This is a genomic window from Paenibacillus sp. OK003 (assembly GCF_900109515.1).
In the GTDB taxonomy this organism is placed as follows: Bacteria; Bacillota; Bacilli; order Paenibacillales; family Paenibacillaceae; genus Paenibacillus; species Paenibacillus marchantiae.
Genome location: NZ_FOBD01000015.1, coordinates 80,115 through 100,788, shown reverse-complemented (window position 1 = coordinate 100,788; position 20,674 = coordinate 80,115). Strand labels below are relative to the sequence as shown.

Here is a 20,674-nt window from a genome sequence, read left to right as displayed (position 1 = left end):
AGCTTAGAATCAACATACAGACTTGAAGGAGGGCACAACTGTGACTACACCTGATCGTACACGCGTCACCGTAGAGATCTACGGGACTTCCTATAAACTGGTTGGCAGCAGTGCCGACTATATGAAACAAGTAGCTAACCTGGTGGATGAGCGAATGAGCGCCATCTCCAAACATCATTCCCGACTGGATACCCCGCGTATTGCAGTTCTCGCAGCTGTACATATGGCTGAGCAGTCTCTTCAGACTCAGGAAATTCGAAATGAGCTGAAAATGCTGACCGGTGAACGTACCGAAATGAGAAATGAACTCAATCGGTTGAATGCCATACAAAATGAACATCAGCAGGAACTGGAACGCCGTGACCAAGCACTAGCTGAAGCAACGAAGCTTAAGGCTGAGGCAGAACAAGCCATCGCGAAGCTGCAGAAGGATCAGCAGGCTGAAATAGCTAAGCTGAATACATTGCTGGAGCAGGAACGCGCTCAGGCAGCAGGTCGAGAGCAAAAGCTTCAGGCTCAAACTGCGGCGCAGCTGAAAGCGGCTGAGGAGAAGGCGCAGGCTCGTCTGAAAGAAGCAGAAGAAAAAGCAGCGAATCAAATGAAGAATGCACAGACTCAGGCGGCAGCCCAGCTGAAGGAAGCACAGGCACGTTCCGCAAATGAGTTGCAGCAAGCACAAGCCAAAGCGGCTGCACAATACAAGGAGCTGCAGGATAAGATGGCAGCCCAACTGAAAGAAGCCGAAGCTCGGGCCTTGGCAGAACGTCAAAAAATTGAGGTTCAAGCCGCACAGCAAGTACAAACGGCGAAGGAACAAGCCGAAGCGGCAATTTTGTCTGAATTGGAACAAGCCGAGGCCCAATTGCAAAAGGTTCAGGAAGAAGCCCAGCTACAATACCTTGAACTTCAATCCGAGATGGAGCAGCGTATACAGCAGGCAGAGCAAGCTGGCGTGAATCAAGCTCAAGAACTGACTGAAAAGGCAAAAGAAGAACGAGCCGCACTGCAGCAACAAGCAGAGCAGAAGCGACTGGCTGAGATTGAACAGCTGAATGCAACGTTCAAGGAGTCTTCCGAACAGGCCGAATTGGAATGGATGAAAAAAGAAGCGGCCTATGAAGAGCAGATTCAGCAAATCCATGAAGCGGCCCAGACTCAGGCGAGCGAAGCTGCGGTAACTGCTGAGATTTTGCTGGAAGAAGAACGTAAACAGGCTAAATCGCGCTTAGCCGATGTTGAAGGCCAATTAGCCGAGGTGCGTAAGCAGCTCAAGAAGGCTCAAGAGGTTGTTGTGGATCAGGAGCAACAGCTCCAACACGAGCGTAGCCAAACTGAAACGTTGCGCAATGAACAAGCCGTATACAAACAGGAGCAAGATGTTCAGCTTCGTCGAATTACGGAATTGGAGCAGCAGCTGGAACAACTAAAAGCGGATAGTGCTCTGCTGACTGAACAACTCCGCAACACAGAAGCTGAGGCCGAACATTTCCGAGAAGCGGAACAGCAATGGAAACAGCAGTATAACGAGACCGTTGAACGTGAATCTTCTATGACAGCACAGCTGCGAAAAGTACAGGAGCAGCACGGTCAGCTCGAACAGGAACTCAAGAAACTTCGTGAAGCCGAAGTGAAGTCCGAGGATGAGCAGCGCAGGCTGCAAAAAGTGCTAGAGCAGGCCCATGCGGCAGTACGCACATTGCAACATGAACTCGGTGCACTGACGCAGAGCGAGCAGTCCTGGAAAGAGCAGGCTGAACAACGTCTGATCGAGATCGGTGAATTAGAGACACAGGTACTTGAAGCTGCAGAACAAACTGAAACGTTGGAGTCCGGTGTGCAGTCCCTTCATGATGAATTATCCGTTGTTAAAGAAGAAGCTCGTCACGCCAGCGAAGAAGCAGAACGTTACATCGCACAAGCCGGTCGTCTGGAGCTGCAACATAAAGAGCTTGATGGTGAATTGAATGAAGCACGTGAAGAACTGAACAAGCTGCAGGAAAATTATAAACAAATCCGCAAGGAATATGGTGATGCACTGCAGCGTGAAGAAGGCTATGCTCGCAAGCTGAATGAGATGAGCGAAGAAAAGAAAGAAATCATGCGTGCGCTTGAAGAATCCAGGCAGAATGCCAATCGGCTATCTGAACGGATCGATGAACAAGGCAGCTTACTGGCTCAGACAGAAGAAGAAGCACTTGAGTGGCAGATTAAACATGAAGAATTGTCTGCCAAACAGGCAGAGCTCTCCTCTCGCCTGCAAGAGCTGACTGCTAGAGAAGTTGAGCTAAGCTCCAAGGTAGAACAAGCAGAACAACATGCGGAACAACAAGATCAGGTTTGGCAACGTCGTGCAGATGAATGGGCGGCTCAGGAGCAGTCCTGGCAAGATCGATGGACTACACTGGAGAATGAATTGAGTCTCTGGCAGAAAGAAAGTGCTGCCAGTGTGGAGAAGGTAGAAGAGCTGGAACACGAGCGGCAGCAGCTTGCCCAGCAGCGTGCGGAAGCAATCGAAGAAAAGCAGACGATGGAAAACGAACTGCTGGATATCGGTGAGCGGTATGAACTTGCGGCCAATCAGTTACGTTTGCTGCAGGTTGAACGTGAGATGGAGCAGGAGAAGGCGGAGCAACTGAATACAGATTACCGCCAATTGCGGGATGAATATACGAAATTACAGACGGAATATAACGAATGGATTGAATTGATTGAGCAGGATCAGACCTAGCTGATGATTACATCATAACTGGAATCCTGGACAGCGCACTCTTGTACAATTTGTTATAATGAAGAAAGAGCTCCCGTCGCTACGGGGGCTCCTTGTCTTGAACACTATTCTTCAACAATAATTTTGGAGATCATACTGCTGTGACCGCTTCCGCAAAAGACGGAACAGGACAATTCAAATTCCCCTGCTTTGTCTGGAGTAATCACTTTGGAATTGTTCTTGGTATCCAGCCGAAGATTAAACTCGGGCACGAGAACGCCATGGTTTCCGTTTGTATTTTCATAAACAATCTTAACCGGGACACCTTTTTTCAAATGGTATTCAGGTTGGTCAAATTCATAGTTGCTTGCTTTGATTACCAGTTCTTCGCTTGCAGTTGCACCCGAATCGGACTCGCTGTTTGATTCTGCGGATTGTCCAGTTCCACCACATGCAGCAAGGACCAGAATCAACATGCAGGCCGCGAGCCATGCCATGCCTTTCTTCATCATATGCCTCCTCGAAAAAGCGTGATATGGATAAAATTTGAATGATTTCTCCAGTCATCATACCGCAAATTGATGATGCCTGTACATGCTGCCTATGTCGTTTTTTTGAACATAAGCATGCACACACACACCCAAAAAAATAACCTCATCAGGCATATAAGCCATTAGAGGTTTAGGGGAAGTGAGCAACAGTCTATGAGGAGTGGGTACCGTTGGAGCCTACGCGTGATCTTTGGATCTTCTTCCGGCATCAAAAGGGGTGGAAACCGGGATGAACAGATCAATGATCCCTATGACCAATGCAGCCAGAACGGCACCAAGCAGACTAACTTGCACATGATCTACGACATATTGACCAATCCAGATCACCAGTGCGCTCACGATGAAGCCGACTATACCACGGCCAAAAGGATTAACCCTTTTACCGAAGATGCCTTCAACAACCCAGCCAAGCAGAGCGATAACCAGAGCAAGCATCAGTGCGCTCCAGAAACCACCGACGGCGAATCCGGGTACGATCCAGCTGACGACCATCAATACAATTGCGGCGATGATAAATCGCACGACATGTCCCAGAAAATTCATGGTGTTATACCTCCTTTATTCAGATCGGATTGAGCATTGTACATCCTGTTCGATGGTGAGGTTGCACAATCCTGACACCTGTAGTTTGCGGCGCTATGTCGTAAGTTATGTGTGGAAGGATTCGTTAAATAGCGCTAGAAAGTTTCTTTCGTTATAATACAGTTATAGTTTGGAAGGAGTTGTACACTTGGACACGAAAATTCTAAAAACATTGGAATATCGCAAAATTTTAAATACATTGCAAAGCTTTGCCCAGACTACGATGGGAAAAAAGAAAGCGGAACAATTGGAGCCGATCAGTGAACTGGAAGAAGTGAAGAGATTGCTCCAGCAAACCGATGAAGCTTTTACGTTTGATCGTCTGAAAGGCTCTCCATCTTTTGGAGGAATTGTGGATATTACCGCTTCGATTAAACGCGCGGAAATAGGTGGCACGTTGAACCCGCATGAGTTACTGGGAATTTCCAACACCACTATGGCAGCACGTCGATTGAAACGTCAGATTGCAGCACTCCACGATGATGAAAAGGTGGAATCAATTTTCTATATCAGTGATCAGTTATCGGAGCAAAAAACGCTTGAAGATGCGATTCGTATCTGTATTGACGACAATGCTGAAGTCTCAGATAGCGCGAGTGTAACACTGGCGCAGATTCGTCGTGAGCTGCGCGGCGGTGAAACTCGCATCCGTGAGAAACTGGATTCGATGATTCGTTCTTCCACGGTATCCAAAATGCTGCAGGACCAGCTGATTACCATTCGGGGAGACCGTTTCGTGATTCCCGTGAAATCGGAATATCGCTCGTACTTTGGCGGGATTGTACATGATCAATCCGGTTCGGGAGCAACGCTGTTTATTGAGCCGGAATCCATCGTTGCGATGAATAACAAATTGCGGGAGACCCGAATCCGGGAAGAACGCGAAATTGAAGTGATTTTGCAAAAATTAACGGCACTTGTCAGTGAACAGGCAGATTGGTTATTGTTTGATGTTGACCTGCTGGGATCTTTGGATTTCATATTTGCCAAAGCACGTCTTGCCCGAGAATTGAAAGCCACATTGCCACGCATGAACGATCGCGGATTCATCAAGCTCAAAAAGGGACGCCATCCGCTGATCTCGATTGAGAATGTAGTGCCAACCGACATTGAACTCGGCAACGATTATACGTCCATTATCGTAACGGGTCCAAATACGGGTGGTAAGACAGTTACACTCAAAACGATTGGTTTACTGAGCCTCATGGCGATGTCAGGTTTGTTCGTTCCAGCGGAAGATGGCAGCCAGCTATGTGTGTTTGATGCGATTTACGCAGACATTGGTGACGAACAGAGCATTGAACAGAACCTGAGTACGTTCTCCAGTCATATGACGAACATCATTCGAATATTGAAGAACATGACGACCAAAAGCCTCGTGCTGCTCGACGAACTTGGTGCAGGAACTGACCCGGCAGAAGGTTCTGCGCTGGCGATCTCCATTCTGGAGCATATGCATCAGACCGGATGCCGCATGGTAGCAACAACGCATTACAGTGAGCTGAAAGCTTACGCTTATGAGCGAAAAGGTGTTATTAATGCCAGCATGGAATTCGACGTTAATACACTGAGCCCTACCTACCGACTACTCGTCGGTGTGCCGGGACGGAGTAATGCGTTTGCAATTGCGGAGCGGCTAGGTCTGCCAGGATACATTCTGGATTACGCGCGTGGCGAAGTGAAAGAGGAAGACCAGCGCGTAGAGCATATGATCGCTTCCCTGGAAGAAAACCGTCTTACTGCGGAGCAAGAACGTGAGAGTGCGGAACGTCTGCGCCAGGATATGGAGAAATTGCGCAGCCGTCATCAAGCCGAACTGGAGAAACTGGAACAGCAGCGTGATCGACGCATTGAAAAAGCGGAAGAAGATGCCCGCAACATTGTGGACAAGGCCAGAGCGGAAGCTGAGAAGATTATAGCTGATCTTCGCCAGCTCGCTATGGAAGAAGGCGCATCCGTGAAGGAGCACAAACTTATTGCTGCTCGCAAACAATTGGATGAAGCTGAACCTGAGAAACGCAAGAAGACGGCTAAGCGCACTGCAACGGCAACAAAGTCTCGGGCCATCGGACCGGGCGATGAAGTTCTTGTCTACAGTTTGAATCAAAAAGGTCATGTGGTGGAAATGTCAGGCACCAAGGATGCCATGGTTCAATTGGGGATTATGAAAATGAAAGTATCCCTGAATGACCTTGAATTACAGCAGTCAGCACCAGCAGAAGCCAAACCGAAGCAGAAACCGGTAACGGGCGTGAAACGAACTCGTGATGACAATGTGAAGAGTGAACTTGATTTGCGGGGGACGAATTTGGAAGAAGCCTTGATGGAGACAGATCGTTTTATCGATGAAGCTTTCCTTGCTAATCTGGGTCAGGTTTATATTATTCATGGTAAGGGAACAGGAATTTTGCGTTCCGGTATTCAGGATTACCTGCGTAAGCATAGACATATAAAAAGTTACCGGCTGGGCAATTACGGAGAAGGCGGAAACGGTGTGACCGTCGCAGAATTGGAATAGCCCGACCAGGAATCAAAGAAGTTCTGCCGCCTGAGTGAGTTCGGGCAGCAGAATGGGGAAGGGGAACGATGAGTGAAAGGGACGATTGACGAATTGCTGTCTCATCCCTTGGGGATGGTGCTCGGATTTTTCTCCGTAGCGATTATGGAGCTGCTTGTATTTCTGGCTTGCTTTGAACTGGTGACCAAGTACAAATGCTGGCATGAAATCAAGAAGGGCAATGTGGCGGTTGCGATGGCTACAGGAGGCAAGATCTTTGGAATCTGCAACGTGCTTCATTTCTGCATTCAGGCCAAATCATCGGTGTATGAAGCGATGACGTGGTCATTTGTAGGATTTGTCCTTCTGCTCATTGCCTATTTTCTATTCGAGTTTCTGACACCGGTGTTCTCCATTGACAAGGAGATTGAAGCGGATAACCGGGCCGTTGGATTGATATCCATGATTATTTCCGTCTCGTTGTCATTTGTTATTGGCGCGAGCATCATGTAGGAGGACCGTTCATGAAAATATTGATACGGATTCTGTTCGCTGCATCGATCGTATTTTTTGCCATAGGCGTCATTTATGTGTTAAACACATGATTATCTGAAAGAGAAAGGTTGATTCAATATGGAACCAACAGTATGTCCATGGTGCCACACCGAGATTGTATGGGATGAGGAGTTAGGTCCTGAAGAAGAATGCCCTTACTGTCACAATGAATTAAAGGGATATCGTACACTAAACATCAATATTGGTGATGAAGAGAACGATGAAGCCGAGGAAGACATCTATGATATGGATGACGTCGAGGACGATCAACAAACTACGGATCTCGCTAACCTGTGGGGAGACGAAGTAGAGCTGAAATTGCCGGAGCTTCGTACATTGACCAAATATGCGGATGAGGGCAATGATCTGATTCAATACGAAGAAGGCGTGGAGAAGCAGCTTGATTTACAAGAAGAGGTGCCGGAATGCCCACACTGTCGCGAATTCATGATCCTAACGGGTACACAGAAGGCTACCAAGGATACGTTTAATCCTGTTGCCAATGCTGTCTTGGGTACAGACTCGTTGCTGGATGCGCCGTTCTCTGTACAAATGTATGTATGCTCAGGCTGCTTCCAGGTTCAATATAACTTGTCTGAAGATGACCGTCTGCGTCTGATCCAGAATTTGAGTGCGCGGAAATAAGGGCGTAAACCGTTTCTGAAAATATAATATTCCGGGAAATTCATCATGTTTTCCTTCTGCTTGGGGTACGTTAACCCTGAGACCTTGCCTGTGAAGTGCTGACTTCAGGTGGAATAAGGAGGGAGCAGATGAAGATTTCTCTGGGCCGACAATCCATTCTGCTACTAGGCGTGAATGGATTGTTTGTGTTAGCCGGAGCTTTGTCGGGAACGTTTCTGAATGTGTATCTGTGGAAAAGCCGTCCGGATTACGCCATGCTGGGATGGTTCACGATTAGCCAGCAAATTGCACTCGGACTCACGTTTTGGCTTGCGGGAAAGTGGGTCAAGGAACATAACAAAATGAGTGCGTTGCGATTGGGAACGGCCTTGTCAGGTGTTTTTTACATGCTTGTGTTATGGGCGGGACCAAAAGCGGTTGACTGGATATGGCCTCTGGGGATTTTGTTTGGATGTGCACTTGGATTGTTCTGGATTGCGTTCAATGTGGTTTATTTTGAGGTGACTGACCGGGGGAATAGGGACCTGTTCAATGGCTGGGTGGGTCTGCTGGGTTCCATGACAGGCATCATCGGTCCGTGGTTCTCAGGTCTTATTATTTCACGAATGGTTGATAATTCGGGTTATCGCCTTATTTTTACGGTGTCATTGGTCATATATGTGATTGCCGTTGTGTTCAGTTTTTTTCTGAAAAAAAGGGAGGTCAGCGGCACATACCGCTGGTCTGAACCGTGGCGACAGTTGTCTGCCAAGGATAGCGCATGGAGACCGCTTGGCATGGGACTGTTTGCACAAGGCGTGCGGGAAGGCGTATTTGCCTTTCTGATTGCATTGCTTGTCTATGTGGCAACTAAGCAGGAATATAAACTAGGGCAGTTCTCGCTAATTACTTCAGCCGTAGCACTGGTGAGTTACTGGGCCGCAGGAAAATGGTTTAAGCCGCAATACAGGTCCAGAGGGATGTTAGCCGGTGCGATATTGTTATTCATCGTGTTAATTCCGCTATTATGGAAGGTCAGCTATGGTACGCTTTTAATTATGGGAATTGGATCTGCCTTGTCGATGCCGTTGTATATTTTGCCGATGATTTCGGCAGGATTCGACCTGATGGGAGCGAGCGGCGAAAATGTAGAGAAAAGGGTTGAACTTGTCGTATTAAGGGAGCTTTGTTTGATGGTCGGTCGTTTATTTGGCCTTGCTGTATTTATTCTGACGGTCATGAATGGCCCGTCGTTACAAACGTTAACCTGGCTTATTGTGGCGCTGGGGGCTTTTCCGCTCATCGGATGGATATTTATGCGTAAACTGCTAGTACATCCGGATCAGCATAAACCCTCTGCATAGGGAAAAGGGTACAGTCCAGGGATCAATCCTGAGCTGTACCCTTATTTATGTGAGACGTTACTCAGACAGGAGACGGTTTACTCGTTCTCGTTAATGAGAAAAGTTCCATGTCGCCATTCTCAACTCCTGTAACAGCATCGGCCAACATAGAAGCAGCGAACATGCTGAACACCGTCCCGTTACCGCCATAACCCTCCAGAAAATAAGAATGCGGGTATTCAGGATGTGGGCCGATAAACGGAAGTCCGTCATTCGTATTGCCAAACACGGCACCCCAGGCATAATCCACTTCAAGACCCTCCAGTGGGAAATAAGAGCGGACTTCTTCCAGCAGTGTATCTCCCCGATGTTTTGCCCGAATCTCCCGCTGATCTTCCCTCGGTGTCTCTTCATCCAGACCGCCAGCAATGATCCTTCCGTCTGGTGTGGTTCTCATATACAGGTAAGGGCGTGCTGTCTCCCAGATCAGACTATGCTCATACCATTCTTTCAGGTTTGACAAGGGTTTAGTGGCAATAGCATAGGTGGTTTGCAGGTAGGCTCCTTGATCCTTTTTGATGGTCTGCGTCTCATAACCGGCAGCAAAAATAACCTTGCGGGCCCGGATTTTCCCACCTGCAGTATGACAGAGTACACCATCATCATCGAATTCACAATGAATCATCTCCGTCTGTCCATAGATTCGTGCTCCTCGTTTGCTTGCCGATTCAAACAAGGCGTGAACAAAGCGATACGGGTTCACTTCAGCATCTCCCAACGTATATAATGCGGCAGGTTTACTGAAGGGGAAATGGCTGCTGATTTTGTCGGAATTCCACAGCTCAGCTTCAAAGCCATAATGCTTCAACGTTTGATATTCTTCCTCCAGCATGGCTACATCATCAGTGCTGCTGGCAAAACAGAGACTGGTCCGCGGAATAAACCAGGGATCGGTATCCAGCCTGTCCGCAATTTGTGTGAGCTTCTGCATGGCTTCACGACATAGTTGATAGAAGCGCACGCCTGTTTTTTCGCCAAAGGTATTGATGCAGGAGGTCAGTGTTTTGTCGTTTGTGTACTGCAAAAGACCTGTATTGGCTGAGCTGCTGCCATGCGCAATCTCCCTCTTATCAATGACAACCGTGTTAACTCCACGTTCTGTAAGCAATTCGGAAGTCAGTGCGCCTCCCATACCACCGCCTATGATCAAGCAGTCACAGGAAATGTCGGTTTTTAGCGAGGGATAGAAATTTGGTTTAAAAGTGGAAGGCCAGAATGGTGTGCCATAGACCAGATCCATTAGAAACATCTCCTTCGTGATTACGTTTGTATACTTTTGAGTGACCGGGTTAACAATAATTGCGCATAAACTTTATGCCGAGGAGGTCAACGAAACATGCAGAATCAATCCATGCAAGCGCTGAGTCCGAAAGAATTGAATTATATTGCGGATTCCATAACCAATGAAGAACTGCTGATCAAGCAGTGTGCGGCTACAGCTTCCATCTCGCAACATCCGCAAATTCAGCAGGCACTGAATCACTATGTTCGTTCCCATGAACAGCATCTGAACACACTTGTCAATGCTTTGCAGCAACATCAATCTATTGCTCCAACACAAGCGCAGTAATAGCAGCCAAATCTAAACGTATAGGAGGAAACCGTGTGTATTCTCAATCTTTATCATCTAATGGATCTTTTATGCAGGAACAGGATTTGTTGAAGTCGATTCTTGCGGATTTAAGACGAACCGCGCGCGAATATACGACAGCAACAACCGAAGCTTCCTGTCCCGTTACACGCAGAATGTTCACAGACTTGACCAATGATACACTCCGTTTGCAAGGTGAGCTGTTCAATGTGATGCAGCAGAACAACATGTATTCGGTAGCTTCGAAGGCATTGCGCCAGGATGTGGACAAGCAGATCCAATCGGCTCAACAGACCCAACAGAAATGCCAGCAGTTCATTCAGGAAAAGAATACACAGGCCAGTGCTTACAATCAGGCCCCTAATGTACCCCAGCATCAACCGAATTACGGTAACCCTTATTACATGTAACCTTTGTAATTATGGTTTGAAGCAGGTACTGTTGCAGACCATACCACCGCTTGCCCGAATTCAGGGCGGGCGGTTTTTGTCTTTGCATGATCGTTGAATTCATGTAATATAAGTATTAATTCATTTTCAGGAACCTGGATGACGCTGGAGGGAAAGACATGAAGGATCTGAACGATCTGCAATTAAAAGTTCTGGATTTGTTAAAGGAAGACGCGAGAAGGACTCCCGCACTGCTGTCGACGCTGCTGGGGGAGTCGGAAGATAAGATCAAGAACGCCGTGGCCCAGCTTGAACAGGACCACGTGATTGTGAAATACGCAACCGTTGTGAACTGGAGCAAGATTGATGATGAGAAAGTAACAGCCTTGATTGAAGTACAGATTACGCCTGAGCGCGGTCGTGGCTTCGAAGGGATCGCTGAACGCATTTATCTGTATCCGCAAGTGAAATCGGTATATCTCATGTCAGGTGCATATGATCTGCTCGTAGAAGTAGAAGGTGGCAACCTGCGTGAAGTCGCTAATTTTGTTTCGGAGAAATTGTCTCCGATTGACTCTGTACTTTCAACCAAAACGAATTTTATTCTTAAAAAATATAAGCAGGACGGGATTATTTTTGAAGACCATCAGGAAGACAACCGTCTCATGATCTCGCCGTAAAGGAAGATGCGTCTTGATAGTGAATGAACAGACAACAGGAAACAACAAGAAAATGACATCGTATTTGGCTCCTTTGGTTCAACAGATTCCGCCATCCGGCATACGCAAATTTTTTGATCTGGTTGGCGATAACAAGGATATTATTACACTGGGTGTAGGTGAACCGGACTTTGTAACACCGTGGCATATGCGTGAAGCTTGTGTGTATTCACTCGAAAGAGGCATGACCAGTTACACTTCCAATGCGGGTATGCCGAAACTGAGGGAAGCCATCAGCGAGTATCTGGAGACTCAATTCGATACCAAGTATGATCCCAAGGACGAAATTATCGTTACCGTTGGTGGCAGTGAAGCCATTGATCTGGCATTGCGTGCCTTAATCGTACCCGGAGACGAAATTCTGATTCCCGAACCTTCGTATGTGGCCTATTCTCCAATCGCTTCAATTGGCGGAGGCATACCGGTTGGTGTCGAAACGTATGCGAAGGATCAGTTTAAACTTACTGCCGAGGCGCTGGAGGCGGGAATTACGCCGAAGTCCAAGGTTCTTATCCTATGTTATCCAAGCAATCCGACAGGTGCCATCATGACCTATGAAGAATGGCTGCCTATTGCTGAAGTGATCAAAAAGCATGATCTGATCGTCATTGCGGATGAGATTTATGCTGAGCTGACGTATACGCAAAAACATGTTAGTTTCGCTACAATTCCGGATATGAAGGAACGTACCATTTTGGTTAGCGGGTTTTCCAAGGCTTTTGCGATGACGGGCTGGCGGATCGGTTATATGTGCGGGCATCCTGAACTGATTGCAGCCATGCTCAAAATTCATCAGTATACGGTGATGTGCGCACCTGCCATGGGACAGGTGGCTGCGCTTGAGGCATTGAGGAACGGTTTGGGTGAGAAGGACAGAATGGTTGAATCCTACAATCAGCGCAGACGTCTTATCGTGCAGGGGTTTAGAGATATTGGGCTGGACTGTCATGAACCACAGGGAGCATTTTATGCATTTCCTAGTATCCAGAAAACGGGGCTGAGTTCCGATCTTTTTGCCGAGCGTTTGTTAACGGAAAATAAAGTGGCGGCTGTTCCGGGTAATGTATTTGGTCCACAAGGTGAAGGGTTTCTTCGTTGTTCTTATGCAACATCCGTAACCCAGTTGAATGAAGCATTGGAACGAATCGGAAACTTTGTTTACAAACTTCAAAAAGAGGGTTAATAGGGATTAGAAGCTTCTGATCGACATAAACTTTCTTTAAACTAGAAAAAAATAACTTTCTTTTACAAAATATTGTGATATAATTTCAATTTGAAATATGTTTTTCTTGTATTTGGAAACTAATTTTTCCAAGGAGGGGTTGGCTTTGTTTTGTGTTGAATATGATTTACCGACTAATCGTGGGCATTATTTGGCAGAAGGCGATCATGGCGACCGATGGTCGGTGAAACCGGATCACGCATCTTTGCATAACGTTTCCTTGGAAGATGAGATCCATATGCTGCGCCGCAAGATGGAACAGATATTCCTTGAAGAGAAATCATTCACATCCGATATTGTAATTGAAATTAGCAGTTTGCTAGATTTGAAGATTAATGAATACATGAAGGCTAATCCGATTAAAGGAAAGTAATTTTTCGTTGTATCGAAACGTTACGCATATTCGATTGGAAGAAGACCCGGAAGGGGTCTTTTTTTTTGATCTATGAACAGATTGCTTCGGATAGGCAGTGTTATTTTTTTGCGTGGAACAATTGTGATATATTGTACATAGGAGACTAAAGGGGGAACTTGAATGAAGAGATTTTGGGGGCTTACCGCGATCATTTCTATGATTTTTCTGCTTGCTGGCTGTGGCGGTAAGGACGGTTTTACGATTTTTATCATTGACAACCAAGGAAATCCATCCGTGATATCGGAGCAGTTGCAAGCTAATTTGCAGCAGAAGCTGGGCGAGGAGCCCAAGGTGGAGGTTATCACCAGTGCGATGTATGATGTTCAGAAAATTATGGTAGAGTATGCGGCTGGAGGTCATGATATTTTCATTTTGCCTGAGGCTGATATGAAGCAGTACGGAAGTAACGGCTCCAATATTCCGCTTGATGATACATTTGATTCGGAGAAGTATAAGCGCGGTGTATTTGAAGGCGGAGTCTTGGTTGAGAAGGGTGAAGGAGATGACGGTTCAGATATCAAGACAGAATCACATCTCTATGGCATACCGCTGGAAGATATGAAAATGTTCAAAGATGTAGATTATGCTGCGCAAAATCTGTTTGCTACCATCCCTGTTTCGGCGTCCAATGTCGAAGAATCCAAGAAAGTATTGAAGGCGCTGACAGAGTAAATGCAATCTAGTATGGCTACTGAAGGAGGGGAGCGGATTGCTAATTACGGTCACAGGCGGCATAGGCAGTGGTAAAACCCGATTTGCGCTTGAATACGCAGCCCGGATTAGCCGGGAGGGCATCTATTTATCCACTGGTGATCATGATCCCGTGATTCCCGAATTGCCATCCGCTCATTATCGTGCCATCCAGGCTGGGAACGGCCAGCACCTGACGGAGGTGCTTCACCAGATTAATCGGGAATCCAATCTCTTTCTGGCAGATCAGCGAATTGTCATTGTGGATAGTCTGACAGCCTGGATGGCAGCGGGGTTCAGGGCAAGTGATGATCTGGATCAGCAGCGTACAGCGACGCAGTTGTTGCTGGACGCCCTTCTGTCTTACCAGGGAAAGCTGCTCGTGATTACCAATGAAATGCACGGTTCTTTGTATCCCTCAGAGGAAGAACGAATTTTTGCGGCAAGAATGGCGTCAGTTAATCGGGCGCTGCAGGCGCATTCGGAACAGATGTATCTGTTGATATCTGGCCTGCCTGTTGATCTCAAAGATCGAGGGCTGAGGTATGAAGATTAGCATTTCATAATGTTAAACAATGGACGAGTCTAAAGAAGCCTCCGTCACCACAAATGGTGGTGTGGAGGCTTTATTTTATGACAAAGTCTATGCGTGTAAATCTGTTTATTTCCGAGTTTTATTTCGTCTGATCCACCAGATTATACAGCCCACAACAATAATCGCCAGAAGTACATATACGACGAGAGAGTACACGTCCATAAAGTGCAGGATACTCTCCCATGAAGCACCGAGAGCCGCACCAACGGAGACGAGAATGATATTCCAGGCCAATGTTCCAATGGTAGTGAAGAGGACGAATAAACCAAATTTCATGTTGGACATGCCGGCAGGAATCGAGATCAGACTGCGAACAAGGGGAACCATGCGACAGAATAGTACGGTCCACATTCCATATTTGTCAAACCATGCATCGACACGGTGGATATCTTCTTTTTTGATCCGCAGAATATGACCCCAACGATCTACAATCTTCTCCAGTCGATTGACATCAATCAGCAATCCGATCCCATAGAGAATGACTGCTCCAAGCACAGAACCAATGGTAGCAGCAATAATAACACCGGGAAGGGTCAGGCTGGTGTAGGTGGTCATGAAGCCGCCAAAAGGTAATATGATTTCGGAGGGGATGGGGGGAAATACGTTTTCTAGTGCAATAATGAGTGCAATGCCTATGTAGCCGTATTGTTCCATGAAATCAGTTATCCAGTTTTGCATAATCGTCTCCTCTACTTTTGGTTTGCAAGGATTTGGCGTATACTCGGCAGAGTACACCAATTCATATATACGTGTGAAGGATCTTACTGGTTTCTGAAAATAATAGCATTCCCGTATTCATAGCAGGTCAAGTATACTGATGAAGTTAAACTCAAGAAGGGCATGCATTTATATTTAACCCCAGCGTTCTACCATGCGAATGATATTAACAATAGGAGGGATCACAATGGGCATATATACACGAACAGGTGACGAGGGGCAGACCTCAGTCATTGGTGGACGGGTCATTAAGGACGATGACCGGGTTGAAGCTTATGGGACAATTGATGAGCTGAATTGTTTTGTTGGGCAGGCCATCAGTTTTATTGATCAAGCAAATGGGGAATTTGAGGATTTGCGTGAACATTTGCTTGAAATTCAGCAAGAATTGTTTGATTGCGGGTCCGATCTCGCCTTTGTAAAAATTAGCGAAACCAAATATAAAGTGCGGGATGAAATGGTCACGCGGCTTGAGCAATGGATTGATCAGTATGATGCGGAGAATCCGAAGGTGGAACGGTTTATTTTGCCTGGGGGTAGTTTGCTCTCTTCCACATTGCATGTCTGCCGTACCGTATGTCGCCGTGCTGAGCGCCGCGCCGTAACCCTCGGACAGCATACGGATATCAACCCTTCTGTGCGACGATATTTGAACCGTCTGTCTGATTATTTCTTCGTTGTTGCACGGACTGCCAATGCGAGACAACAGGTAGCTGACATTGAGTATGTGCGGAGCAAAAAAGTATTCCGCCGCAAAGATAAAGAATGAGCGGTTATTATTCACCACTTACTTACACGGTTTCCGAACATGAAGATGGTTGGCTGCTGAAGACCGTGCTTCAGCGGCGTCTACAGGTATCGCGTAAGCTCCTGTCGAGAATCAAACTCACAGAGCAGGGAATTATGCTGAATGGCGAGCGGGTATATATCAGCGTCAAAGTTAGCGCAGGTGACGTTCTGGAAGTCCGGATGGAGCAGGAAGAGTCGGATGATATTTTACCTGAGCCGATTCCTTTTACGATACTGTATGAAGACGAGCACTTGCTTATCGTGAACAAGGATGCTGGTGTCATCGTACATCCAACACATGGGCATTACACAGGTACATTGGCAAACGGGGTTGTCCATTATTGGAAGTCCAAAGGCGAGCGTTTCCGCTTCAGACCGATTCATCGACTGGATCAGGAAACATCAGGAGTACTGGCAATCGCGAAAAATCCATATGTGCACCAGCATGTCTCTGAACAAATGATCGCAGGAACGGTGGATAAACAATATATTGCCTTTGTACACGGTAGTCCTGCCCAAGAAGAGGGGGCCATTGATGGCCCGATTGATCGTGATCCCGAAGAACCGCATCGTCGAATCGTTACACCTGACGGGTATGCGGCAAGAACGTTATACACGACAGTCGCAAGGTGGGCGGGCGGAAGCGCCAGTGCGGTGAACCTGAAGCTGGAGAGCGGCAGAACCCATCAGATAAGGGTACATATGACATTGATCGGCTGCCCGTTAATTGGGGATCGGATGTACAAGACCCTACCTGTGCATGAGATCGATGGGCAGACCATGGCTGTTCGGGAGGAACGAGATACCTGGATTGCTCGTCAGGCATTACACGCATGTGAGCTGGCGTTTGACCATCCCATTTTGCAAAGCCGTATGACGTTCCAAGCCCCGTTGCCCGCTGATATGGCAGCCCTGGAGGCTCGCCTGGATGTCGAGGCATCACCGAGAGAAGTAGTGTAGGGATCTATCAAACAGCCTGCAATTCGCGCTGTGTGTAGTAGCTCAGAGTGCATTTGTGTCCGTGTCCAGCTGTAAGTCAACGGTTAGTTAGCTTAACCCGTGTGAGGCATGCAAACTGCATCCGAACAAAATGCCGCAGGCTAATTTTTAAAATTTTTAGGCTGTAGGATTTATATGTTTTAAGGTTTTTGACCCTAAAGCCGAATGGACATTTTTCTCATTCGCAAAGAGGTTTAAAATTACAGTGCGATGGTATCGGTTTGGAGCGACTTTTGGATTTGCGAAGCAAACCAAGGGAAGCGAGAAATCGAAACCGGATCACACGAAACCGGAGCACACATAGGAGGACAAGTAACGATGAGTAATCTAAAAGTATATCAATATGCCAAATGTGGCACGTGCCGTAAAGCCGTAAAATGGCTGGAAGCTCAGGGGCATGAGCTGGAATTAATCCCTATTTTCGAGACACCTCCATCCGAAGCAGAATTAACGGAGTTGATTCAGAAGAGCGGATTTGAAGTGAAGAAGTTTTTCAATACGAGTGGGGAAGTGTACAAGGAGCAGCAATTGAAGGACAAGTTGCCAGGGTTGTCCACAGAAGAGCAGATTCGGTTGCTGGCCTCCAATGGTCGTCTGATTAAACGTCCAATCGTTACGGATGGTCACAAAGTGACCGTAGGATTCAAGGAAGATACGTATGAGCAGGAATGGAACAACGCGTAATTTATAGATGAATGATTTCATTGATTGTTAAACGAACCAAGGTAAAAAAGGCTCTGAATGTTCAAATTTCAGGGCTTTTTTGGCTGGTCGATCCTTGGCGGAACTATGCTATAATGATAGAATTAGTTCGATATTTTATTTGCTATATACAGGACAGGAGAGAACAAATTCAAGTGAATCAACGTAATGAACCTACTTTGTTGCTGGTAGATGGTATGGCGGTGTTGTTCCGTGCATTCTATGCAACATCTGCAAGCGGATATATCAGACGTACAAAGGCAGGCGTGCCAACCAACGCAGTATACGGATTTATCCGTTATTTTTGGGATGCGGTTCAGACCTTTGGGCCAAGTCATGTCGTATGCTGTTGGGATATGGGGGGCAAGACGTTTCGCGGTGAAGAGTATGCAGCGTACAAGGGGAACCGTCCGGAAGCTCCAGATGATCTGATTCCTCAGTTTGCTCTGATTCGTGAAGTGATGGATAGTTTGAACATTCCGAATATTGGCGCTCAAGGATACGAGGCTGATGATTGCATCGGTACACTTGCCAAGTACTACACCGAGCAGACGGATATGAACGTGATGGTACTTACGGGCGACCACGATATGCTGCAACTGATTGATGATCGCACAAGCATTATTATTATGAAAAAAGGTCATGGCAATTACATGGTGTATACGCCTGAATCTCTAATGACGGAGAAACAACTGACACCTCGTCAAGTGATTGACATGAAAGGTCTGATGGGCGATGCCAGTGACAACTATCCTGGGGTACGGGGCATTGGAGAGAAAACGGCTTTGAAGCTTGTGCAGGAGTTTGGCTCCATTGAAGGTATTTTGGACAATATGGACAAACTTACCCCTTCGGTACGTAACAAGATTGAGAATGATCTCGACATGCTGCATCTGTCCCGCAAACTGGCAGAGATTCACTGTGCAGTTCCGGTAGCTTGTGCACTGGATGTATGTGAATTGCGTCTTGACCCGGATATGGTGATGGACAAGTTCGAACAACTTGAGATGAAGAGCCTGGGCTCTTGGATGGGAGTGGCAATAGGGTGAGTAGCATGCAGACAAAACGGACGGGCAAAAAGTGGTGGACAGGGGCTATGGCCCTCGTCCTTGCTTTGCCTGTAATCCTTTCAGGAGCGGTGAGTGCTCCACAGACAGCAGATGCCAAAGCGGCAATAAGCACCAAGGTACAGAAAGTAAAAGCAGCAGGACGCAGTTTTACCGTGCAGACGGTTAGTATTCCCAAGGGTACACCAGTTACCGTAGGATTGGCGAAGAAACAGGTCGGTCAGACCGCAACATTACCTTCCATTGTTAAGGCATATGGCGCGCAGGCGGCCATTAACGGAGCGTTTTTTGAAGCTTATAACGGAGCTCCAGATCCATACGGCATGTTAATAGCAAACGGCAAAGTTATACATATTGGAAGATACGGAACAACGATCGGATTTAAGGAGGATGGCTCAGCCATCATGGATTCGCTTCAAGTGAGTCTGACGGGTAAAGTAACAGATACAGAAGGGAAATCACGCAGTTGGTATGCGACCTTTATTAACCGAACACCTTCCGCGAATGCAAGTATTACGATGTTATACACGCCAGAGCGGGGTTCCACAGTCGGATTCAAAGGAGGTACGGCGGTTGTGATGGAGAAAGGGATTGTCACCAAAAAAGTACCGAATACCGATGTAGCCATTCCGAAGAATGGCTCGGTGCTGGTCTTCACGGGCAATCAGAAATCTTCGTCGGACCGCTTCACCGTTGGATCAACTGTAGAGATGAATTATAAATACACCAATGCAGCAGGTAAAGAGATCCCTTGGCAAGATGTAGTTACTGCTGTAGGCGCAGGTCCACGTCTGGTGAAAGATGGCAAAGTTGCCGTCAATCCAGCGAGTGAGGGCTTCAAGGACACCAAGATTCTCAATGCTTCCGGTGCAAGAAGTGGCATTGCCATTATGGCCGACGGTTCGGTTATGTTGGCTACCGTGTCAGGAGCGACGATTAAGGAATGGGCTGCTGTCATGCAGAAGCTTGGTGCCAAGCAGGCAATGAACCTGGATGGTGGCGCATCTTCTGGCATGTATGCTGGCGGCAAAATGCTTACTTCCCCGGGCCGCTTGTTAAGTAATACACTTGTTTTTGGTGGCTCTGTTCGTTAAAAGAAAGCTAATATGGGAGGTAGGATCAGATGACACTCACACATAACCGGAAGCCAGATGAAAGCAAAACGGCGGTATTAGCTGTAAACGTAGGGCAGCCTCAGGCCTTGCCTGGCCAGAAGCGCGAAGTGATGAGCGGCATTGTGAAACATCCCATATCCAGCCCGGTTTTCCTGTCATTCACCGGAATGACAGGGGATGCCCAGGCGGATCTGGAGCATCATGGTGGGCCTGACAAGGCGGTTTGTGTATACGATTACAGTCGTTATCCGGCGCTTGAACAACTGATGGATCGCAAGCTGGACTGGGGAGCTTGTGGAGAAAATCTGACCGTTGAAGGCTGTGTGGAGGAAGAAGTCCGAATTGGTGATGTGTATGAATTGGGGGAAGCCACGGTACAGGTCAGCCAGCCAAGACAGCCTTGCTTCAAGCTTGGTGCAAGGTATGATTACAAAGAATTGCCTGTTTATTTTCAGGATAGCGGGCATACCGGATTTTATTTTCGGGTGTTGCAAGAGGGTGAGGTAACTCCTTCTGCAATATTCAGACGAATAAGCACGGACCCTGCATCAATGACCATTCTGGAAGCCAATCGAATTATGCATCAGGGGAAGCAGAATGCCGTTGCTATGCGTGCTTTGCTGGCCATTCCAACGTTAGCCGACAGCTGGAAGCAGACCTTATTGAAGCGATTGGCCAAGCTCGAAACTGCTGAACAGGATTAATTCATGCTCTCGTTTAGAGAACAGATTCGAAGATCCATTTT

Annotated in this window: 22 protein-coding genes; 18 read left to right on the top strand and 4 right to left on the bottom strand. The window is 47.1% G+C overall.

Annotation, left to right across the window (positions count from 1 at the left end):
• Positions 1-40: 40 nt before the first annotated feature.
• Positions 41-2,728 carry a cell division protein ZapA gene (locus BMW94_RS22105; protein WP_175480808.1) on the top strand — a complete coding sequence of 896 codons (2,688 nt, stop codon included), beginning with the start codon at positions 41-43 and terminating at the stop codon, positions 2,726-2,728.
• Positions 2,729-2,832: 104 nt separating this feature from the next.
• On the opposite strand, the gene BMW94_RS22100 is transcribed toward BMW94_RS22105, so the two are convergent.
• Positions 2,833-3,219, bottom strand: coding sequence for a cupredoxin domain-containing protein (locus BMW94_RS22100; RefSeq protein WP_368086932.1), 387 nt, complete (start codon positions 3,217-3,219; stop codon positions 2,833-2,835).
• A gap of 216 nt (positions 3,220-3,435) precedes the next feature.
• Complete coding sequence (locus BMW94_RS22095; RefSeq protein WP_091001059.1) at positions 3,436-3,801, bottom strand: phage holin family protein; 366 nt, start codon at positions 3,799-3,801, stop codon at positions 3,436-3,438.
• A 187-nt stretch (positions 3,802-3,988) separates the two neighbouring features.
• Between BMW94_RS22095 and BMW94_RS22090 the strand changes: the two genes are divergently transcribed.
• The 4 genes from BMW94_RS22090 to BMW94_RS22075 all read left to right on the top strand — a co-directional run bounded on the left by BMW94_RS22090 (position 3,989) and on the right by BMW94_RS22075 (position 8,880).
• Positions 3,989-6,358 carry an endonuclease MutS2 gene (locus tag BMW94_RS22090; RefSeq protein WP_091001058.1) on the top strand — a complete coding sequence of 790 codons (2,370 nt, stop codon included), beginning with the start codon at positions 3,989-3,991 and terminating at the stop codon, positions 6,356-6,358.
• Between the two features lie 114 nt (positions 6,359-6,472).
• Positions 6,473-6,850 (top strand): DUF350 domain-containing protein, encoded by a 378-nt coding sequence (locus BMW94_RS22085; protein ID WP_053780553.1) that lies wholly within the window; start codon positions 6,473-6,475, stop codon positions 6,848-6,850.
• Between the two features lie 120 nt (positions 6,851-6,970).
• A complete protein-coding gene (locus BMW94_RS22080) occupies positions 6,971-7,537 on the top strand; it encodes a hypothetical protein (RefSeq protein ID WP_091001057.1) in 567 nt (188 codons plus the stop codon).
• 128 nt (positions 7,538-7,665) lie between these two features.
• The gene (locus BMW94_RS22075) at positions 7,666-8,880 is read left to right on the top strand and encodes an MFS transporter (RefSeq protein WP_091001056.1); all 1,215 of its coding nucleotides are present in this window, start codon (positions 7,666-7,668) and stop codon (positions 8,878-8,880) included.
• A gap of 61 nt (positions 8,881-8,941) precedes the next feature.
• Here the strand turns inward: BMW94_RS22075 and BMW94_RS22070 are convergent, their stop codons facing one another.
• Positions 8,942-10,159, bottom strand: coding sequence for an NAD(P)/FAD-dependent oxidoreductase (locus BMW94_RS22070; RefSeq protein WP_091001055.1), 1,218 nt, complete (start codon positions 10,157-10,159; stop codon positions 8,942-8,944).
• Positions 10,160-10,255: 96 nt separating this feature from the next.
• Between BMW94_RS22070 and BMW94_RS22065 the strand changes: the two genes are divergently transcribed.
• The 7 genes from BMW94_RS22065 (at position 10,256) to BMW94_RS22035 (ending at position 14,501) form a co-directional block, all read left to right on the top strand.
• Positions 10,256-10,489, top strand: coding sequence for a hypothetical protein (locus BMW94_RS22065; protein WP_053780447.1), 234 nt, complete (start codon positions 10,256-10,258; stop codon positions 10,487-10,489).
• Between the two features lie 35 nt (positions 10,490-10,524).
• Positions 10,525-10,920, top strand: coding sequence for a spore coat protein (locus BMW94_RS22060; protein WP_091001054.1), 396 nt, complete (start codon positions 10,525-10,527; stop codon positions 10,918-10,920).
• A gap of 158 nt (positions 10,921-11,078) precedes the next feature.
• Complete coding sequence (locus tag BMW94_RS22055) at positions 11,079-11,579, top strand: Lrp/AsnC family transcriptional regulator (RefSeq protein ID WP_024628343.1); 501 nt, start codon at positions 11,079-11,081, stop codon at positions 11,577-11,579.
• 52 nt (positions 11,580-11,631) lie between these two features.
• Positions 11,632-12,801 (top strand): aminotransferase class I/II-fold pyridoxal phosphate-dependent enzyme, encoded by a 1,170-nt coding sequence (locus tag BMW94_RS22050; protein ID WP_175480814.1) that lies wholly within the window; start codon positions 11,632-11,634, stop codon positions 12,799-12,801.
• Positions 12,802-12,946: 145 nt separating this feature from the next.
• Positions 12,947-13,213: an aspartyl-phosphate phosphatase Spo0E family protein gene (locus tag BMW94_RS22045; RefSeq protein ID WP_053780449.1), complete on the top strand. Its 267-nt coding sequence runs from the start codon at positions 12,947-12,949 to the stop codon at positions 13,211-13,213.
• Between the two features lie 162 nt (positions 13,214-13,375).
• Entirely contained in the window at positions 13,376-13,927 is a 552-nt protein-coding gene (locus BMW94_RS22040; protein ID WP_091001052.1) for a type 2 periplasmic-binding domain-containing protein, read from the top strand.
• Between the two features lie 37 nt (positions 13,928-13,964).
• Positions 13,965-14,501: a bifunctional adenosylcobinamide kinase/adenosylcobinamide-phosphate guanylyltransferase gene (locus tag BMW94_RS22035; RefSeq protein WP_175480807.1), complete on the top strand. Its 537-nt coding sequence runs from the start codon at positions 13,965-13,967 to the stop codon at positions 14,499-14,501.
• A gap of 105 nt (positions 14,502-14,606) precedes the next feature.
• Here BMW94_RS22035 and BMW94_RS22030 read toward each other — a convergent pair whose 3' ends face one another.
• Positions 14,607-15,218, bottom strand: coding sequence for a DedA family protein (locus BMW94_RS22030; protein WP_091001050.1), 612 nt, complete (start codon positions 15,216-15,218; stop codon positions 14,607-14,609).
• A 226-nt stretch (positions 15,219-15,444) separates the two neighbouring features.
• Here BMW94_RS22030 and BMW94_RS22025 point away from each other — a divergent pair, with 226 nt between their 5' ends.
• From BMW94_RS22025 to BMW94_RS22000, 6 genes are all read left to right on the top strand, one after another.
• Positions 15,445-16,026 carry a cob(I)yrinic acid a,c-diamide adenosyltransferase gene (locus tag BMW94_RS22025; RefSeq protein WP_064639452.1) on the top strand — a complete coding sequence of 194 codons (582 nt, stop codon included), beginning with the start codon at positions 15,445-15,447 and terminating at the stop codon, positions 16,024-16,026.
• The gene (locus tag BMW94_RS22020) at positions 16,023-17,006 is read left to right on the top strand and encodes an RluA family pseudouridine synthase (RefSeq protein ID WP_091001049.1); all 984 of its coding nucleotides are present in this window, start codon (positions 16,023-16,025) and stop codon (positions 17,004-17,006) included. The genes BMW94_RS22025 and BMW94_RS22020 overlap by 4 nt, the downstream gene beginning before the upstream one ends.
• A gap of 357 nt (positions 17,007-17,363) precedes the next feature.
• Positions 17,364-17,729: an arsenate reductase family protein gene (locus BMW94_RS22015; protein WP_091001048.1), complete on the top strand. Its 366-nt coding sequence runs from the start codon at positions 17,364-17,366 to the stop codon at positions 17,727-17,729.
• A 173-nt stretch (positions 17,730-17,902) separates the two neighbouring features.
• Entirely contained in the window at positions 17,903-18,796 is an 894-nt protein-coding gene (locus BMW94_RS22010; RefSeq protein ID WP_072734037.1) for a 5'-3' exonuclease, read from the top strand.
• Between the two features lie 5 nt (positions 18,797-18,801).
• Positions 18,802-19,908 (top strand): phosphodiester glycosidase family protein, encoded by a 1,107-nt coding sequence (locus BMW94_RS22005; RefSeq protein WP_368086929.1) that lies wholly within the window; start codon positions 18,802-18,804, stop codon positions 19,906-19,908.
• A gap of 29 nt (positions 19,909-19,937) precedes the next feature.
• The gene (locus tag BMW94_RS22000) at positions 19,938-20,633 is read left to right on the top strand and encodes an MOSC domain-containing protein (RefSeq protein ID WP_091001046.1); all 696 of its coding nucleotides are present in this window, start codon (positions 19,938-19,940) and stop codon (positions 20,631-20,633) included.
• The last annotated feature ends 41 nt before the right edge of the window (positions 20,634-20,674 follow it).

Coding starts and splice junctions, on each gene's coding strand:
- BMW94_RS22100 (WP_368086932.1), bottom strand. CDS start 3,219: ATGATGAAGAAAGGCATGGCATGGCTCGCGGCCTGCATGTTGATTCTG.
- BMW94_RS22095 (WP_091001059.1), bottom strand. CDS start 3,801: ATGAATTTTCTGGGACATGTCGTGCGATTTATCATCGCCGCAATTGTA.
- BMW94_RS22085 (WP_053780553.1), top strand. CDS start 6,473: ATGGTGCTCGGATTTTTCTCCGTAGCGATTATGGAGCTGCTTGTATTT.
- BMW94_RS22080 (WP_091001057.1), top strand. CDS start 6,971: ATGGAACCAACAGTATGTCCATGGTGCCACACCGAGATTGTATGGGAT.
- BMW94_RS22075 (WP_091001056.1), top strand. CDS start 7,666: ATGAAGATTTCTCTGGGCCGACAATCCATTCTGCTACTAGGCGTGAAT.
- BMW94_RS22070 (WP_091001055.1), bottom strand. CDS start 10,159: ATGGATCTGGTCTATGGCACACCATTCTGGCCTTCCACTTTTAAACCA.
- BMW94_RS22065 (WP_053780447.1), top strand. CDS start 10,256: ATGCAGAATCAATCCATGCAAGCGCTGAGTCCGAAAGAATTGAATTAT.
- BMW94_RS22055 (WP_024628343.1), top strand. CDS start 11,079: ATGAAGGATCTGAACGATCTGCAATTAAAAGTTCTGGATTTGTTAAAG.
- BMW94_RS22050 (WP_175480814.1), top strand. CDS start 11,632: ATGACATCGTATTTGGCTCCTTTGGTTCAACAGATTCCGCCATCCGGC.
- BMW94_RS22040 (WP_091001052.1), top strand. CDS start 13,376: ATGAAGAGATTTTGGGGGCTTACCGCGATCATTTCTATGATTTTTCTG.
- BMW94_RS22030 (WP_091001050.1), bottom strand. CDS start 15,218: ATGCAAAACTGGATAACTGATTTCATGGAACAATACGGCTACATAGGC.
- BMW94_RS22025 (WP_064639452.1), top strand. CDS start 15,445: ATGGGCATATATACACGAACAGGTGACGAGGGGCAGACCTCAGTCATT.
- BMW94_RS22020 (WP_091001049.1), top strand. CDS start 16,023: ATGAGCGGTTATTATTCACCACTTACTTACACGGTTTCCGAACATGAA.
- BMW94_RS22015 (WP_091001048.1), top strand. CDS start 17,364: ATGAGTAATCTAAAAGTATATCAATATGCCAAATGTGGCACGTGCCGT.
- BMW94_RS22005 (WP_368086929.1), top strand. CDS start 18,802: ATGCAGACAAAACGGACGGGCAAAAAGTGGTGGACAGGGGCTATGGCC.
- BMW94_RS22000 (WP_091001046.1), top strand. CDS start 19,938: ATGACACTCACACATAACCGGAAGCCAGATGAAAGCAAAACGGCGGTA.